This window comes from Xanthomonas sp. DAR 34887, from assembly GCF_041245805.1.
Taxonomy (GTDB): domain Bacteria; phylum Pseudomonadota; class Gammaproteobacteria; order Xanthomonadales; family Xanthomonadaceae; genus Xanthomonas_A; species Xanthomonas_A tesorieronis.
Map to the genome: position 1 here is coordinate 5,157,675 of NZ_CP162490.1, position 16,088 is coordinate 5,173,762.

9 protein-coding genes are annotated in these 16,088 nt (G+C 67.4%); 3 read left to right on the forward strand and 6 right to left on the reverse strand.

Features of this window, described 5'->3' with window-relative positions; all coding sequences use genetic code 11:
* The first annotated feature begins 37 nt into the window (after positions 1 to 37).
* On the forward strand, positions 38 to 703 hold the full coding sequence (locus AB3X08_RS21930; RefSeq protein ID WP_369935155.1) for a response regulator transcription factor: 666 nt from the start codon (positions 38 to 40) through the stop codon (positions 701 to 703).
* Positions 704 to 1,444: 741 nt separating this feature from the next.
* A complete protein-coding gene (locus AB3X08_RS21935) occupies positions 1,445 to 2,011 on the forward strand; it encodes a manganese efflux pump MntP family protein (protein ID WP_369935156.1) in 567 nt (188 codons plus the stop codon).
* A gap of 79 nt (positions 2,012 to 2,090) precedes the next feature.
* On the opposite strand, the gene AB3X08_RS21940 is transcribed toward AB3X08_RS21935, so the two are convergent.
* From AB3X08_RS21940 to AB3X08_RS21965, 6 genes are all read right to left on the reverse strand, one after another.
* The gene (locus AB3X08_RS21940; RefSeq protein ID WP_369935158.1) at positions 2,091 to 2,684 is read right to left on the reverse strand and encodes a 2OG-Fe(II) oxygenase; all 594 of its coding nucleotides are present in this window, start codon (positions 2,682 to 2,684) and stop codon (positions 2,091 to 2,093) included.
* A 208-nt stretch (positions 2,685 to 2,892) separates the two neighbouring features.
* A complete protein-coding gene (locus tag AB3X08_RS21945; protein ID WP_369935159.1) occupies positions 2,893 to 3,369 on the reverse strand; it encodes a hypothetical protein in 477 nt (158 codons plus the stop codon).
* 224 nt (positions 3,370 to 3,593) lie between these two features.
* Complete coding sequence (locus AB3X08_RS21950) at positions 3,594 to 6,350, reverse strand: TonB-dependent receptor (protein ID WP_369935160.1); 2,757 nt, start codon at positions 6,348 to 6,350, stop codon at positions 3,594 to 3,596.
* A gap of 284 nt (positions 6,351 to 6,634) precedes the next feature.
* Positions 6,635 to 8,503: a tetratricopeptide repeat-containing sulfotransferase family protein gene (locus AB3X08_RS21955; RefSeq protein ID WP_369935162.1), complete on the reverse strand. Its 1,869-nt coding sequence runs from the start codon at positions 8,501 to 8,503 to the stop codon at positions 6,635 to 6,637.
* 496 nt (positions 8,504 to 8,999) lie between these two features.
* Complete coding sequence (locus tag AB3X08_RS21960; RefSeq protein WP_369935163.1) at positions 9,000 to 12,437, reverse strand: NahK/ErcS family hybrid sensor histidine kinase/response regulator; 3,438 nt, start codon at positions 12,435 to 12,437, stop codon at positions 9,000 to 9,002.
* Positions 12,438 to 12,482: 45 nt separating this feature from the next.
* Complete coding sequence (locus tag AB3X08_RS21965) at positions 12,483 to 13,886, reverse strand: sensor histidine kinase (RefSeq protein ID WP_369935164.1); 1,404 nt, start codon at positions 13,884 to 13,886, stop codon at positions 12,483 to 12,485.
* Positions 13,887 to 14,107: 221 nt separating this feature from the next.
* On the opposite strand from AB3X08_RS21965, the gene AB3X08_RS21970 reads away from it, so the two are divergent.
* Positions 14,108 to 15,943, forward strand: coding sequence for a sensor domain-containing diguanylate cyclase (locus tag AB3X08_RS21970; protein ID WP_369938613.1), 1,836 nt, complete (start codon positions 14,108 to 14,110; stop codon positions 15,941 to 15,943).
* The last annotated feature ends 145 nt before the right edge of the window (positions 15,944 to 16,088 follow it).

Below are 16,088 nucleotides of genomic sequence, written 5' to 3' on the forward strand. Positions count from 1 at the left end.
TGCGAATCCCCAATCCCCAATCCCGAATCCCCGCGCCATGCCCACCCTGCTGATCGCCGACGACCACCCCCTGTTCCGCGAGGCGCTGCGCGGGGCGGTGCAGCGGGTGATGCCGGGGGTGCAGCTGTACGAGGCCGACAGCGTCGAGGCGCTGTATGCGCTGGCCGACCATCACGCCGATGCGGACCTGCTGCTGATGGATCTCAACATGCCCGGCGCGCAGGGCTTCAGCGCGCTGGTGCACATGCGCGCGCTGCATCCGCAGTTGCCGGTGGTGGTGGTGTCCGCGCGTGAGGAACCGACGGTGATGCGCCGCGCGCTGGACCATGGCGCGTTCGGCTTCATTCCCAAGTCGGCCGACTCGGACACCATCGGCCTGGCGCTGAGCACGGTGCTGGACGGCGAGCGCTGGGCGCCGCCGCAAGCGCACGACCTGCCGCCCACCGACCGCGCCGAACGCGAGGTCGGTCAGCGCCTGCGCGAACTGACCCCGCAGCAGTTCCGCGTGCTGCAGATGCTCGGCGCCGGCCGCCTCAACAAGCAGATCGCCTACGACCTGGGCGTGTCCGAAGCCACCATCAAGGCCCACGTCACCGCGATCCTGCGCAAGCTCGGCGTCACCAACCGCACCCAGGCGGTGCTGATGGCCGGCAAGCTGGCCATCGACAGCGACGCCATCGTGCTGCCGCTGGAAGAGGATTGAGCGCGCGGCGTCCTGGCGAATGCGTGCGCCAGGGTTCACCGTGACGTGGCATGACCTGATCGTTGCGCGCGAGGTTGGCGCGGCGCCACGTGTAAGCGGGGGTTCGAGCGCGACCGATGTTTGCGTATCGCGGCATTCGCGAGTGCCCTCCTCCAGGCTGTAGCTGCGCCTGAAGGTTTCGGTCGCGGCTGAAGCCGCTCCTACAGCAACAGGAGCTTGTGGCGCGTTCGCCGGGTGCACTGTGGGAGGGACTTCAGTCCCGACGCGGTCCGGTTGCGCCGCCTCGACCGCTTCGCTTGTCGCGACTGAAGTCGCTCCCACACGAAGCTTGCGGCTTACGCGCAGGTGCACTGCATGAGCGGTTTCAGCCACGACCGCTGTTCGCGCGCCGCAGGCCATCGCTGCACACCCAGGTGCTTGCTGTTACCCCATCGAATCGACGTCGGTGCCGATGCCACAGCGCCGCCGCCATCCGCGCATATAGCTTTTGCTAAGAAAAAAAGCTGCAGGCTCGCGTGCGTTCGAAGCGTATTCGCCGGCATTTGCCGCTGTTAGACTGCGCGTCCCCTTGGGGAGTAGCCTGCTGTCCGGCGTGTCCGGACAGCGCCCGCATCAACACACTCGGCCGTTGCGCCGTGGTGCGGGCAGCCATCTCGGTTGGCGAGACCAGCGGCGAGCTTGCGCGGCGAAAGCCGGGCGCGCGCGCTCGTCGTTCGTCTTCTGCCCCGGCGCGGTCCCCCCATGTCGTTTCTTTCGATTCTGTTGCTCGGCATCGCCATGTCCACCGACGCCTTCGCCGCGGCGGTCGGCAAGGGCGCGGCGATGCGCAAACCGCTGTGGCGCGACGCGCTGCGCGCCGGCCTGATCTTCGGCTGCATCGAGGCGCTGACCCCCGTGCTGGGCTGGGTGCTGGGCCAGGCCGCGGCCAAGTACGTGGTCGCGTTCGACCACTGGATCGCGTTCGGCCTGCTCGGCGCGCTCGGCGTGCACATGATCGTCGCCGGACTCAAGCCCGAGGCGCCCGAAGACGGCGACGCGGCGCCCAAGCGCCACGGCTTCTGGAGCCTGGCCGCGACCGGCCTGGCCACCAGCATCGACGCGATGGCGGTCGGCGTCGGCCTGGCCTTCCTCGACGTCAACATCGTCGAGGTCGCGGTGGTCATCGGCCTGTGCACGCTGACCATGGTGACCTTAGGAATCATGCTCGGCCGCGCGCTCGGCACCCTGGCCGGCAAGCGCGCGGAGATCGTCGGCGGCGCGCTGCTGATCGCGATCGGCAGCACCATCCTGTACGAGCATCTGCATTGAGGCTGGGATTGGGGAGTCGGGATTGGGGATTGGGAGAGGCGCACCGCCATCGCCGACGGGATACTGGATTCGCCCTAAGTCAGCGCTGGGATGGGGAGGGTTTGGCGGTGAATTCCAGATAAGTGGAGAGGATGTACTTGTCGCCGCTGCGCGGCGGCAGCGCGGCGTGCATGTACATCCAGTACGGCGGGAACATCAGCAGGCGGCCGGCGCGTGGCGCGACCTCCAGGTCCAGGTCGACGAAGCGGGTCTGCCCGCCTTCGGCGACGTCGTTGAGATACCACAGCAGCACCAGGTAGCGGCCGGTTTCCTCGTCGCAAGCGTCGAAATGCGGCTGGAAGCGTTCGCCGGCGCTGGCACGATAGCGCTTGATCCGCAGATCGGCCAGGCGCGGGCGCCATGGCACCGGCGCGGACAGGCCCAGATCGGCGTTGTAGCGCGCCAGCGCCGCGCGCACCTGTTCGATGAAGAAGCCCTGGAAGGCCGGATCGGCGACCCTGGTCACGTTGAGTTCGGTCCAGGCGCTGTCGTCCAGGCCGGCGCGCGCACCGGCACCGTTGTGGTGGTGCTGCGCCGAGGCGCGTTCGAACTGCGCGACCAGCTGGCTGCAGAAGCCTTCGGTGAGTGCGTCGTCGTAAATGCGTACGTAGTGACGGAGATCGACTTGTGTCATACGCCTTGGCTCACGCATTCAGCGAACTCGTTATCGGACTGAATTAGTGACAAAAGCCATCTGAATTACTGGCTTTGTATATGATGTGGAAGCTAGCCTGCAAAGCAGTACGTCTGCACTACGGCCGCCCCACTACGTATAAATTCTTTAAATCAAATTTTATTAGATCCATGCCACCTTAAAGGTGGCATGGCATTAATTCTATAACTCAGTTCTGGGGGAAAAACGCGTCTATTGTTGTTACTTTCCCTGAGTCGGCGAAGCTTTCAACAAAGCTTACCACGTCACCCCGCATCGCAGCTTCCGCGGCCGCTCTATTTGGTAGCGCTCGAGAATCCGCATCCCGACTAAATCCTTCGTCATTGAGATCGTTAAATGACTGCACCGGAAGGTTCTTTATCGTATAAAAATGATCTCCAAGAACGTAACCACTGGCGGTTTGTGTATACTTTTCGATCTGAATCTCGTCGCCAACTGCTGCCGCACCCCAGCCATTGGTGCTGGCTGCGGCCGCATAAGCACTTAGCGCCGTTTTAATGTAACCCAGCGTGGAGTCGTTATTTACTGCTGGAGAACAACCAGCACATTGAACGAATATCACATCGACTCTATCAGTAATAACTGCGGCCTGTGAGCCAAAAGACGCAACTGCTAAAAGAAGTCCGATGAACTTATGCGCACGCATATAGCTAATTCCTTGCCGTAGGTTTGTAAATAAAGCGCCCTGCATTCAATTGACCTATCCACGGTCCGGGTTGAGTGCTTGGTAAATATAGACCTACGGCCCTCACTTTTCTGAAAAAATCCTGAACGAAATTGCCACCTTTGGCGCGAAGTCATTTCAACGAAAGTAGTCGCTGGCACCTGGAAGCTTGGGTGCCAGCGACCAAAGGAAATGCGCAACGTGCCTTAGAATCGGTAAGTCGCGCGCATCCAATAGTAGCGGCCAACCGTGTCGTAGGTGCTCACGTCGGTGTTCGCGTTCAACACGTTGTTCTGGTACAGCACCGGAGGCTGCTTGTTGAACAGGTTGTCCACGCCCAGGTCGAAGCGGATGTTGGCGTCGCTCATGTCGTAGCCCAGCTGCAGCGCGTGGTACATGTAGCTGCCGTAGTTCAGCACCACGCCCTTGATTGCCGCATCGGCGGACATGTTCTCCGACAGGTCGGTGCTGCCGACCTGGATCTTGCCGATCCAGCGCGTGGTCCAGGTGGCGTCCCAGTTGCCCAGCTTCCAGCCGATCTGGCCGCGCGCGCGCCAGCGGGCGTAGTTGCCGTAGGACGAGTTGTACTTGCCGGCCATGTGCACCACCGAGTCGCCGGTGTCGATGTCGTAGCGCTGCAGGTAGGTGCTGTCCAGGGCCAGGGTGAACTTGCCGAAGGCGGTTTCCGGCAGGGCGTAGTTGGCGCCGAAGTCGATGCCCTGGGTATCCAGCTTGCCGATGTTGACCACCGGGGTTTCGATGTAGTCGATGTTGCCGGCGCTGACCGTGCCCGCCGCATAGCGGTGAATGTAGCTGCAGTACGGGCTGCTGTTGTCGTTGTAGCAGATGTTGGCCACGGTCTGCGCGGAGATCGACTGGATCAGGTCGTCCAGCTTGACCTTCCACCAATCGACGTTGAACGACAGGCCCGGCACGAACTCGGGGCTGTAGACGATGCCGTAGTCGTAGGAGGTGCCCTTCTCCGGCTTCAGGTTGTAGTTGGCGTAGGTCGAGCCGGACACGATCGCGTTGGTCTGCGACAGGCCCGAGCCGGTCCAGCCGGTTTCCACGCCTTCGCAGGCGTTCTCGTGGCCGCTGCCGCTGTAGCCGATGCACGGATCGGTGAAGGTCGGCGAGTTCGCGGTCGGACCCTGGTACAGATCGTAGATGGTCGGCGCGCGGAACACCTGCGCCACGGTGCCGCGCACCATCAGGTCGTGAATCGGGCGCCACTCGAGCTGGAACGAGGCGCTGTTGTTGGTCGAACTGACGCTGCTGTAGTCGGAGAAGCGGTCGCTCAGGGTGACGTTCAACGCGCCGATCGGCGAGGACTGCGCCAGCACCGGGATGAACAGCTGCGCATAGGCTTCCTTGACGCTGAAGGAGCCGCTCAGCGGCGAGGAACAGGCCTCGGAGGAGATGTCGCAGGTGTTCTCGCTGTTGATCAGCGCATTGCTGGACACGGTGTAGTCCAGGCTCTCCTTGCGGTACAGCGCACCGACCGCCAGCAGCGCGCTGCCGGCCGGCATTTCCCACACGCTGCCGTTGGCGCTAGCTTCCCACTGGCGGGTGATGTTCGTGGTCTGGTAACGCGGAATCGATTCGTGGCTGTTCAGCCAGGACACGGTGTTGGCGTCGGTCTGGTCGAAGATGTTCACTTCGCCGGAATTGATCGCTTCCTGCAGCGCGGCATAGTCCACGTAGCCGTGGCTCCAGTTGCGCTGCTGGTAATGACCATAGTTGAAGTTGGCGTCCCACACCCAGCTGGTGTCGCCGATGCTGCCCTTCAGGCCGAGCACGTCCTGGTCGGTGGTGGTGTCGTAGAAGCCTTCGCGCTGGCCCAGCGAGGTGAAGCGCGAGCGGTATTCGTAGCCATTGGGCCCGAACTCCACACCGAACGGATTGTACGGATTGTCGGCGGCGATGGTCACGCCGTCGCTCTGCGCATCGAACGGCAACGGTGCGATGGCGTAGTGTGCCATCGTGTGGTTGTGGTAGGCGTTGACGTAGGCCTGCACCTTGTCGGTGATGTTGAAACTGCCGAGCACGAAGCTGTTGACGCGCTGCTGCGGGGTCATCAGCAGGTTCTGCGCCTGGTAGTTGTAGGCGTCGGACGAGGACGAGTAGCACTTGTAGCCGCCGCTGCCGTTGCTGGTCATCGCGCCACCGGTGCTGCAGCCATTGGCCGCCAGCGTGCTCGCCGGCAGCTTGTAGTAGCCGCTCGGAGTACGGCTGGAACCGCCCTTGTAGACGCTGCCGCTGGACAGGTACATCGCGTCCTTGGAGAACGCGCGGTTGGCCGAGGAGATCTCTTTCTGCTTGTTGTAGTCGAGGCCGACCACGATATTGCCGCGGTCCCAGGTCTTGCCGAAGGTGAAGGTGCCGCCCTGGCGCGCGCCGTCGCCGCGGCTGGCCTGGCCGTAGTTGGCGGAGAATTCGCCGCCTTCGAAATTCTTGCGCAGGATGTAGTTGACCACGCCGCCGATGGCGTCAGAGCCGTACAACGCCGAGGCGCCGACCTTCAGCACTTCGACATGGTCGATCATGCTGGCCGGGATCGAGTTGATGTCGTTGTTGAGGATGCGGCGGCCGTCGATCAGGATCAGCGTGCGCTGATCGCCGAGGCCGCGCAGCGACACGGTCGAGGCGCCGTCGCCGCCGCCATTGTTGACCTGCGGGTTGGTCGCATCGCCGGCGATGCCGGGCAGCGACTGCATCAGGTCGCCGAGGGTCTGCTTGCCGCTCTGCTGGATCTGCTGGCGATCGACCACGGTGACCGGGCTGGCGGTTTCCACGTCCACGCGCCGCACCAGCGAGCCGGTCACGGTGACCCGGTCCAGGTCGACCGCGCCGCTCGCGGACGTCGCGGCGGTATCGGTGTTCTGCGCGTAGAGCGAAGCGGCGGGAAGCGTCGCCAATCCCAGGCAAATGGCCTGGGCGAGTCTGTTCTTTGGTGCGGACATTGGGGAAAACCTCATGTGATGGGCAACAGAACGCCAGCGGTGCACGCGGACGTGAACCGATTCGAATCGCGCCGGGCGCGATGTCTTGGTTGGATGCTTCGGACTTGCGGGCCTACCGGGCCCGTCAAGCACTTGTTAGTTTTTTATAAGAAGAGTGTTGTTTTCATGTGCCGCATTGCGCCAACGCTTGGCACAATCGCTACATCGTTCGAAAACAGGCGCATCCATGCGGGCGTATGGCGAAGGCGCCATGGGCGCTCGTGCGGGCCGAGCCGGTGCCGAAATCAGTCGATGCGATAGTCCCAGCGCTGCAGGTAAGGCTGCAGCAGCGGCAGCACCGGCTTGAAGAATTCGCGATACGGACGCCAGCGGTCCAGGCCTTTGCGGTTGATGCCCTCGACCACCTGCGCATAGCTGGGCGTACTGATGAAACCCTTGGCGCGCGCATGGCGCTGGAACTCCAGCAAGCGCTCCGGTTGTTCAAGTTCCAGAAAGCTACCTAACCGCGCGACCTGCGCCTGCGGGTCGGCGACCAGGTCTTCGTAACGCAGTTCCAGCGCGCGCGGCTGCAGCAGATCGACGTGGTAGAGCCAGAACGCCATCGCATCGGCATAGCCCTGCGCCAGACGTTGCGCGCTGGAACACAGCACCGCGAACGCCGGGGAACGGAACGCCTGCATGTAGCAGCTCAACAGCACATCGCAGGGATGGCGCAGCGCCAGGATGATGTGCGCGTTGGGGAACAGCCGCTGGATCAGCGGCAGGCGCAGCAGGTTCAGCGGGTTCTTGTCGACCAGGCGCTGCCCGGGCTGCAGCTGCACCACGCCGCGCACCGACTGCCAGTACTCCGCGCGCAAGGCCGCGCAAGCGGCATCGTCCAGTTCGCCCAGGCCATCGGGCCAGGCCAGGCCACGGCGCTCGCTGCGCTCGGCCAGCCCCTGCAGGAACGGCCGCTCGTCCATCGCGCACAGCTGCGGATGCGCATCGAGCATCTGTTCCAGCAAGGTCGTGCCGGAGCGCGGGAAACCGACCACGAAGATCGGCGACGCGTCGCGCTCCGGGGCTGTGACCGGCAACGCGGCCGCATGGCGCGCCGGATCCCAGCGGCGCCGCGCGACCGGCAGCGGCGCCGCATCCGCCGCGAGCGATTCGGGCACCAGCGACGCGATGCCGTCGACCTGCCCGGCATGCCCCTGCGCGCACGCCGCCAGCGCTTCGTCGTGGCGCCCCAGGCGGTCGCAGACACGGGCCATCGCGAAGAACAGGTTGCTCTGCTTGCGCGTGTCGGTGGCCGAGTCAGTGGTCGCGACAGCGGGCAGCAGGCCACGCAGCAGCCGGTACGCGGCGTCCCACTGCCCGTCGCGCATCGCCAGCACCGCCAGCGCATTGACCGCATCCTGGCGCGCATCCACGTTCTCGATCCGCGCCGGCGGCGGCAAGTGTGCGGCCGCCTGCCGCGCCTCCTCGAGCTGGTTGACGCGCTCGAGCACCAGCACCAGGCGCGACCAAGCGCGTTCCGGCTGCGACATCGGTCCGGCGGCGCAGGCGCGCAGCATGTCGCAGGCCGCCTCGGTCTGCCCGGCCTGCGACAGCAGCCAGGCCAGCTCCAGCGTGGTCTCCGGATCCAGCGCCGGCCAGTGCGCCCAATCCGCGATCAACGCCTCCACGCGCTGGAAATCGCCGCATTCGTGGCACGCCATTGCGGCGTGGACGCGCAGCGGCGCCGATTCCGGCGCCAACGCATGCGCATCCAGCAGATGCTCGCGCGCCGCGCCGTAGTCGCCGCCGTCCATCGCCAGCAGGCCCAGATTGTGGTGCAGCATCGGATCGTCCGGCGTCAGCGCGAGCGCCTGCGTATACGCCTGCCGCGCCTCGGCGACATGGCGCGCCTCACGCAAGGCGGTGCCCAGGTTGTTCCAGTGCGCCACCTCCTGCGGCTGGCGCTCGGTCAGTTCGCGATACAGCACGGCCGCCTGCGCCGCGTCGCCCTGCATCTGCAGGCTCATCGCCAGCAGGCTGCTGGCCAGCGCATCGCCGGGCGCGTGCTGCAGATAGCGGCGCGCGCCCTGCTCCAGCACCTGCGCCTGCCCGGCTTCCAATGCCGCCAGCAATGCCGGCAGCGACGGGATCGCGGAATCGTCCGGTGGGGTCATGCGCTGGCGGTCCACGAAGGCAAGGCGGAAAGGGCTGCCACCATAGCCGGGCCGGATCGCGGGTCGTAACGCAGACCGTGCCGGTAGCGGACACACAGCGCATACATTGCGGATACGCGACGTCGCCGCATGGGCAACGCGGCGACGCGCGATCGCGCCGACCGGCGCTAGGCACCTCTCATCATCCCCAAAAAAAGCATGTCGATGCTCTTGCGAGCCGCCGATGCGCCCAGCCTGCAGGTTCCGGCTTCGGGGCATGCGAGCCGACCTGAAGTGGCAAAGGCGCATTGGCGATGGGACGCGGAGGCGTTGTGGCCGCGTTTCCCATGGATGCCTGGCATCACGGCCATTTCGCCCTCCCGTCGCGGCTGAAGCCGCTCCTACAGGGGTGCTGCCCGCTTGTTGTAGAGCGGCTTCAGCCGCGACAGGAAAACACCACGCCATCACCGGCACCGGCACCGCACAACGTCCAGATTAAAGTTATTAGTGATGCCCGCTAGTCGCTCTTGATCGGATCGTGATACGCCGTCAGGAAGGCGCGCAGCGAGGCCGGCTTGACCGGCTTGGTCAGCAGGCGGTAGCCGCGTTCGCGCGCCTGCAGTTTCAGTTCGTCGCGACCGTCGGCGGTGAGCAGCGCGCCGGCGACCGGGCCGACCATCGCCTCGCGCAGCGCGTCCAGCGTGTCCAGCCCGTCCAGGCGGTCGTGCAGGTGATAGTCCACCAGCATCACGTTGGGTGCGCGCGCCGCCAGCAGCAGCGCCTCGTCCACGGTGCCGGCGCAGATCACCTCCACCTGCCAGCGGCCGAGCAGCGCGCGCATGCCGTCGAGGATTTCCTGATCGTTGTCCACGCACAGCACGCGCAGCCCGGCCAGCGAGTCGCTGCTGGCCGCGCTGCGCTGCTGACGCTGCTTCTGCGGCACCGGCGCCACCCGCGGCACCGCGATCGAGAACATGCTGCCATGGCCGACCGCGCTGCGCGCATCCAGGTCGTGGCCGAGCAGGCGCGAGATGCGCTGGCAGATCGACAGGCCCAGGCCCAGGCCCTGCTCGCCCCAGTCGAACGGCTGCTGGTAGCGCTGGAACTCCTCGAAGATCTGCTGCATGTGGTGCTTGGGAATCCCCGGGCCGGTATCCCACACCTGCAGCTCCAGCGCCGCGCCGCGGCCGCGCATGCCCAGCACGATGCGGCCCTGGCGGGTGTAGCGCAGCGCGTTGGCGAGGAAGTTCTGCAGCACGCGGCGCAGCAGGCGGCGATCGCTGCGCACCCAGATCGGCCGCGCGTACACCCGCATGCGCAGGCCGCGGCCGGCGGCGACCGGGGTGTACTGCGCGGCCAGTTCGCGCAGCAGCACGCTGGCGTCGAAGTCCTCGAGCGTCGGACGCATGCCGCCGGCGTCCAGCCGCGACACGTCGAGCAGGCCATCGAGCAGCTCTTCGGCCGCGCGCAGCGAGGCGTCCACGCGCTCGGCCAGGTGCCGCTGCTCTTCGTTCTGATGCGCCTCGCGCAAGGCGGAAGCGAACAACCTCGCGGCGTTGAGCGGCTGCAACACGTCGTGGCTGATCGCGGCCAGGAAGCGGGTCTTGGACTGCTGCGCCAGTTCCGCCTCGCGCGAGCGCTCGGCCACGCGCTGCTCCAGCGTCTCGTTGGCTTCCAGCAGCGCCTGCTCGGCGCGCTTGTAGTCGGTGATGTCGTTGTAGCTGGTCACGTAGCCGCCGCCGGGCAGCGGCTGGCCGCGCATCTCGATCACCTTGCCGTCGCTGCGGGTGCGCTCGAACACATGCGAGGTGCCGGCGCGCAGATGCGCGATGCGGCGATTGATCTGGTCCTCGATGCGGCCCTCGCCCAGTTCGCCGCGCTCGGCGTTGTAGCGGATCAGGTCGGCGACCGGACGGCCGACGTAGAGCATGCCGTCGGGGTAGCCGAACATCTGCTGATAGCGCCGGTTCCACGCGGTCAGGCGCATCGCCGGATCGACCACGCTGACCCCGGCGCTGATGTTCTCCAGCGTGGTGGACAGGATCTCGCGGTTGAAGCGCAGCTCCTGCCCGGCCTCGTCGAGCACCGCCACCACTTCGCCCAGGTCCATGCCCGAACCGCGCAACAGGCTGGTCAGCACCAGCCGCGCCGAGGCCGCACCGATCGAGGCGGCGAGCAGGCGTTCGGTGAACTGCACCCAGACGCGGTCGGCCACCGCATTGGGCTGCGGTTCGCGGCCGAGCAGTTGCGCCTGTTCGGCGAACGCGCGGCGGGCGTGGCGCTCGCCGACCATGCGTTCGGCCAGCGCCTGCAGGTCGATCACCTGCACCTGCCCGAGCCAGTCGCCGGCCACTGCCGGCCGTTGCGAATACGGCTCCAGGAAAGGCGCCGCGCGCAGCCGCTCGTCCAGGCCCGGGCGCCAGCGCGCCGACACCAGCATCATCGTGCCGACGTTGAGCAGCAGCGACCAGAACGTGCCGTGCGCCAGCGGATCCCAGCCGCTCATGCCGAACAGCTGCTGCGGGCGCAGCCAGGAAATGCCGAACGGCCCATCGTGCAGCCATCCCGGCGCCAGCCAGCCGGCCTGGGTCAGCGCCGGCAGCAGCAAGGTATAGATCCAGGTGGCGAAGCCCAGCACCATGCCGGTCTCCACGCCCTTGCGGCTGGCGCCGCGCCAGTACAGCCCACCGATCACGCCCGGCGCGAACTGCGCCACCGCGGCGAAGGCCATCAGCCCGTACGAGGCCAGCGAGCTGTCGTTGCTGCTGCTGCGGTAGTAGCCGTAGGCGATCAGCGCCAGCAGCAGGATCGCCAGGCGGCGGATCCACAACACCCGCGAGGCGACATCGGCGCCGGCCGCCTGGTGCCCGCGCCGGCGCAGCAGCACCGGCATCACCAGGTCGTTGCTGATCATCGTCGCCAGCGCGATGCTGGAGACGATGACCATGCCGGTGGCGGCGGAGAACCCGCCCACGTAGGCGACCAGCGCCAGCGCGGTGCGGCCCTCGGCCAGCGGCAGCGCCAGCACGACGCTGTCGTGCGCCACCTCGCCGGACTGGCCGAACAGGGCGATGCCGGCCGCGGCGATCGGCACCACCATCGCCGAGATCAGCACCAGATACAGCCCGAACAGCCAGCGCGCCTTGCGGATGTCGCCGATGTCGCTGCACTCCACCACCGCCACGTGGAACTGCCGCGGCAGGCAGACGATGGCCAGGAAACTGAGCAGGGTCTGCGAGATGAAGCCGACCGGCGGGGTGTTCTGGAACAGGGTCTGCGCCGACTGCAATACGCGGCCGTCGCGGCCGCTCAGCCACACGTAGGCGAAGACGCCCACCGCGACCATCGCCAGCAGCTTGACCACCGACTCCAGCGCGATCGCCAGCATCATGCCGTGATGGTGTTCGGTGGCATCCACCTGGCGGGTGCCGAACAGGGTCGCGAACAGCGCCATCCCCAGCGCCACATACAACGCCGGATCGGCGTAGAACGGCGCCCCGGCGCTGGACTGGCCGCTGAGCACCTGCAGGCTCATCGCCACCGCCTTGTACTGCAGCGCCAGATACGGCACCACGCCGATCAGCGCGATCACCGCCACCAGCGCCGCCAGCCGCCGCGAGCGGCCGTAGCGCGAGGAGATGAAGTCGGCGATGGACACCGTGTTCTCGCTGCGCGCGATCAGCGCCAGCCGTTCGATGATGCGCCAGCCGAACAGCAGCAGCAGCAACGGCCCCAGGTAGATCGGCAGGTAGCCGGCGCCGTTGCGCACCGCGCTGCCGACCGCGCCGTAGAACGTCCACGACGAGCAGTACACCGCCAGCGCCAGGCTGTACACCGCCGGACGCAGCCACGGCCGCTCCGGATACAGCGGGCGCCGGTCGCCCCACCACGCCACCGTGAACAGCAGCGCCGCGTAGCCGACCGATACCAGCAGCAGGATCCAGCTAGAAACCAAGGGCGAGGTCCCCGGTGCGTTCGCCGCAGTCTAGCTTGCCGCCGCTCACGAAACCGCCGCCGCGCCGGCGTGCAGCGGCAGCCGCAGGCGGAACACGCTGCCCTGCCCGGGCGCGCTCTCGACCAGCAGTGCGCCGCCGGCCGCGGCGATCAGGTTGGCGCTGACCGCCAGCCCCAGGCCGGTGCCCTGGCCGCTGGGCTTGGTGGTGAAGAACGGTTCCAGGCAGCGCGCGCGCACGTCCTCGCTCATGCCGTGGCCGCTGTCGCGCACCGCGATCTCCAGCGTGGCATCGGGCCGCGGCGCCAGGGTCAGCTCGAACTGCCCGCCCTCGGGCATCGCCTGCTGCGCGTTGGCGGCGAGATTGAGCAGGATCAGCTCCAGCTGCGCGCGGTCGAAGCGCACCGGGCACGGCGCCTCGTGCAGATGCAGGCGCACCTGCACGCCCAGGCCGAACAGCTGGTCGAACATCGGACGCATGCCGGCGATCGTCTCGGCCGGTTCGAACACTTCCAGCCGCGTGGATTCCTGGCGACTGAAATCCAGCAGCTTGCGGGTCACCGCCGCCGCGCGCCGCGCCGCCGCATCGGCGCCCTGCAGCGCGGCCTTGAGCTGTTGCGGATCGTCGCTGCGCCGCGCGCGCGCGGCATAGCCCATGATCAGGCTCAGCAGATGATTGAAATCGTGCGCCACGCCGCTGGCCAGGCGGCCGACGCTCTCCATCTTCTGCGCGTGCACCAGCTGGTCGCGCGAACGTTCCTTTTCCTGCATCTCCAGCTGCAGCCGGTCGCGCGAACGGGCCAGGTCGTTGCCGCGCTTGCGCGCCAGGTCCAGGCTCTCGCGCAACGCCGCCACCGACCGGTCCAGCACCACCGCGGCGATGCCAAAGCCGGCGATGCCGAGCAGCGCGCTCTCCAGCAACCGCGGCATCAGCGTGGGCATGAAGAACGAGCGCGTCGCGTCGCGCCATGCCCCCAGCGCCACCACCAGCACCAGCCACACCACCGCGCCCCACAGTGCGCGCCGGCTCAGCAGCAGCCCGCCGATCAGCACCGGCAACAGTTGGCTCAACTGCCCGCGCAGCTGCGCTTCCAGCCCCCATCGCACATAGCCCACGCTCAGCAGCGCCAGGCTCACCAGCACGAACATCCGCGCTGCCCACAGGAACGCGCCGCGCCGCAGCAGCACGAAGCAGGCGCACATCGCCAGCGTGTTGGCCGCCGCCAGCCACAGCGCGACGGGGTCCATGGCCGCGCCGCTCCGCCCCCAGGCAAGCAGCATCGTCATCGGCTGGTACAGGCCCACGAATGCCAGCACCACCTGCAGCATCGCCGCGTTGCGCCGATCGACCTGATCGGTGACCGGGACATCGCGCCACCAGTGCCACAGACGCGCCAGAGCGCCGGCCGCCGGCTTGGAAGAATGGGGTGCGGAGTCGGGACGAAGCGTCATGTACGGACCGGCAGGAAGCGCACCGACGGGCGGATGCGGACTGCGGCTATATTAGCCACCTCCGTTCCCCCGCTGCCTGCTGGCGCCGCGCCGAACACCCCGGCGCGGTGTGGATGACAGGCCGATCCCATCGTTCGACCGCTGGATACCTCCCGATGATGTCGTGTCGCTTCAAGCGTTTTGGCCGATTGCTGCTTCTGGCTGCCGCAAGCTTGCCGATCATGCCGGTGCTGGCGCAGACCATCCCCAGCGGCGATCCCTATGAGGGCACGCTGCAACGCTGCCGCGCCGACCTGGGGCAGCAGCCGCAGGCATCGCTGCGCGTGGCCAGCGACCTGCTGGCCAAACCGGAGCTGCCGCTGCCGGTGCAAGTGATGGCCACAGGCTGTCTGGCGACCGCGCAACAGCTGGTCGGCGACAGCGCGAAGGCGACCGCGTCCACCGAGCGTCTGCTGACCCTACTGCAGCGCCCCGGATTGCCGCCGATCGTGCGTAACAACGAGCGCATGCAGGCGGCGTTGCTTCTGCAGCAGCTGGGTCAGTTGCCACGTGCGATCAAGCTGCTGGAGCAGATCCAGGCCGATGCGGTGGCCGAGGGCGATCTCGCCATGCAGCTCAATGCGCTGATATCGATCGGGCTGATGCGTGGCGCACTGGACGATCCCGAGGGCGCACTGGCCTACTTCCAGCAAGCGAACGTCCTGTTGCAGCGGCTGCAACGGCCGCCGGCGCCGGCCGATATGATGCTGCACTACAACTACGCGTATACGCTGCTGGTGCTCAAGCGCTACGAGGAGGCCGATCGCGCTTTCGCACGTGCCACGCAGACGGGCGCCCTGCTGGGCAATCAGGACGTATTGCTGAACCGCATCGTCAGCCATCGCGGCGAAATCCAGCGCGCCAGCGGGCACCCGGAACGGGCCGAGCCGCTGGTGCAGCAGGCGCTGCAGTGGCAGCAGACGCATGGCGATCGACAGGGCGCCGTGGTCAGCCTGCAGCGCCTGGCGCGGCTGCGGCTGGAGCAGAAGCGCAATGCCGACGCGCTGGCCTACGCCGAGCAGGCGCAGGCATTGGCCGTGAGCAGCAACTACATGCTCGAAGTTCGCGACGGTCTGGATGTGCTGGGCGAGGTCCACGCCGCGCTGGGCGATACCGCAGCGGCCGCGCGCGATGCGCAGCAGGCGCATGCGATGGACCGCGCCAAGGCGCGTGGCGAAACCTACGCGGCGCTGGCCAGTCTGCAAGCCTCCGCCGCGCAGACACCGCGCACCGTCGATGCGCGTGTGGCGCGCGCCGACCACGCCGGCACCATCGCCATCGGCGTCGCCCTGGCGCTGACCCTCGGCGTGGTGCTGGTGGTGCTGTACCGGCGCCGCCAGCGCCATGCGCTCGACCTCGGCCAGCGCGACCCGCTGACCGGGCTGTTGAACCGACCGGAGGTCGAGCGCCGCATGCAGGCGCTGTTCGCCACGGCGGCGGACGCGGCCGGCGAAACCGACAACCGCTGCGCGCTGCTGCTGGTGGACGTGGACGGATTCAAGGCCTTGAACGCGCGCTACGGCCATGCCGCCGGCGACCGCGCGCTGCTGGCGCTGGCCACCTGCCTGCGCGAAAACTGCGACGCCGACGACCTGGTCGCACGCTGGGGCAGCGAGGAGTTCCTGGTGGTGCGTGCGGACACGTCGTCGGCTGCGGCCTTCGCACTGGCCGCGCACCTGCGCGGGGCGACGGAACGCCTGCGCGTGGAGGCCGGCCAGGGCGAGCTGCTGCCGTTGACGGTCTCGGTCGGCGTGGCGCCGTTTCCGCTGTTCCATCGCTCCGATGCGCGCTTGCAGGACAGCGTGGCGCTGGCCGAGCGCGCGGTCCAGGCGGCCGGGCAGGCCGGCGGCAATGCCTGGGCCGGAGTGTGGGGCGTGCAGGACGATGCGCCGACCACGCCGCAGCAGGTCCTGCAGGATCCGCTGCAGGCGCGCGCGCACGGCTGGGTACTGCTCGACGGCAGCGATCCGTTGCTGTGGACGCGTGCGTTCGCTGCGCCGGCCGCGCACCGCGCGTGAACGCGTCCGGATGCGGCGCGGCGCCGTTGCTGGCGGTCGCCGTACCCTCCCCCCAATCCCTCTCTCCCAAGGGAACTTCCTTCGGTCGCCGATGGGAGACGGGCTATGTGCCGGCAGTGCCGCGCGTGCGACAGGCTAAGATTCG

Excerpts from the sequence above, each read along its gene's own strand:
- AB3X08_RS21940 (WP_369935158.1), bottom strand. The coding sequence starts at position 2,684 with ATGACACAAGTCGATCTCCGTCACTACGTACGCATTTACGACGACGCA.
- AB3X08_RS21970 (WP_369938613.1), top strand. The coding sequence starts at position 14,108 with ATGCCGGTGCTGGCGCAGACCATCCCCAGCGGCGATCCCTATGAGGGC.
- AB3X08_RS21965 (WP_369935164.1), bottom strand. The coding sequence starts at position 13,886 with ATGACGCTTCGTCCCGACTCCGCACCCCATTCTTCCAAGCCGGCGGCC.
- AB3X08_RS21945 (WP_369935159.1), bottom strand. The coding sequence starts at position 3,369 with ATGCGTGCGCATAAGTTCATCGGACTTCTTTTAGCAGTTGCGTCTTTT.
- AB3X08_RS21930 (WP_369935155.1), top strand. The coding sequence starts at position 38 with ATGCCCACCCTGCTGATCGCCGACGACCACCCCCTGTTCCGCGAGGCG.
- AB3X08_RS21935 (WP_369935156.1), top strand. The coding sequence starts at position 1,445 with ATGTCGTTTCTTTCGATTCTGTTGCTCGGCATCGCCATGTCCACCGAC.
- AB3X08_RS21950 (WP_369935160.1), bottom strand. The coding sequence starts at position 6,350 with ATGTCCGCACCAAAGAACAGACTCGCCCAGGCCATTTGCCTGGGATTG.
- AB3X08_RS21955 (WP_369935162.1), bottom strand. The coding sequence starts at position 8,503 with ATGACCCCACCGGACGATTCCGCGATCCCGTCGCTGCCGGCATTGCTG.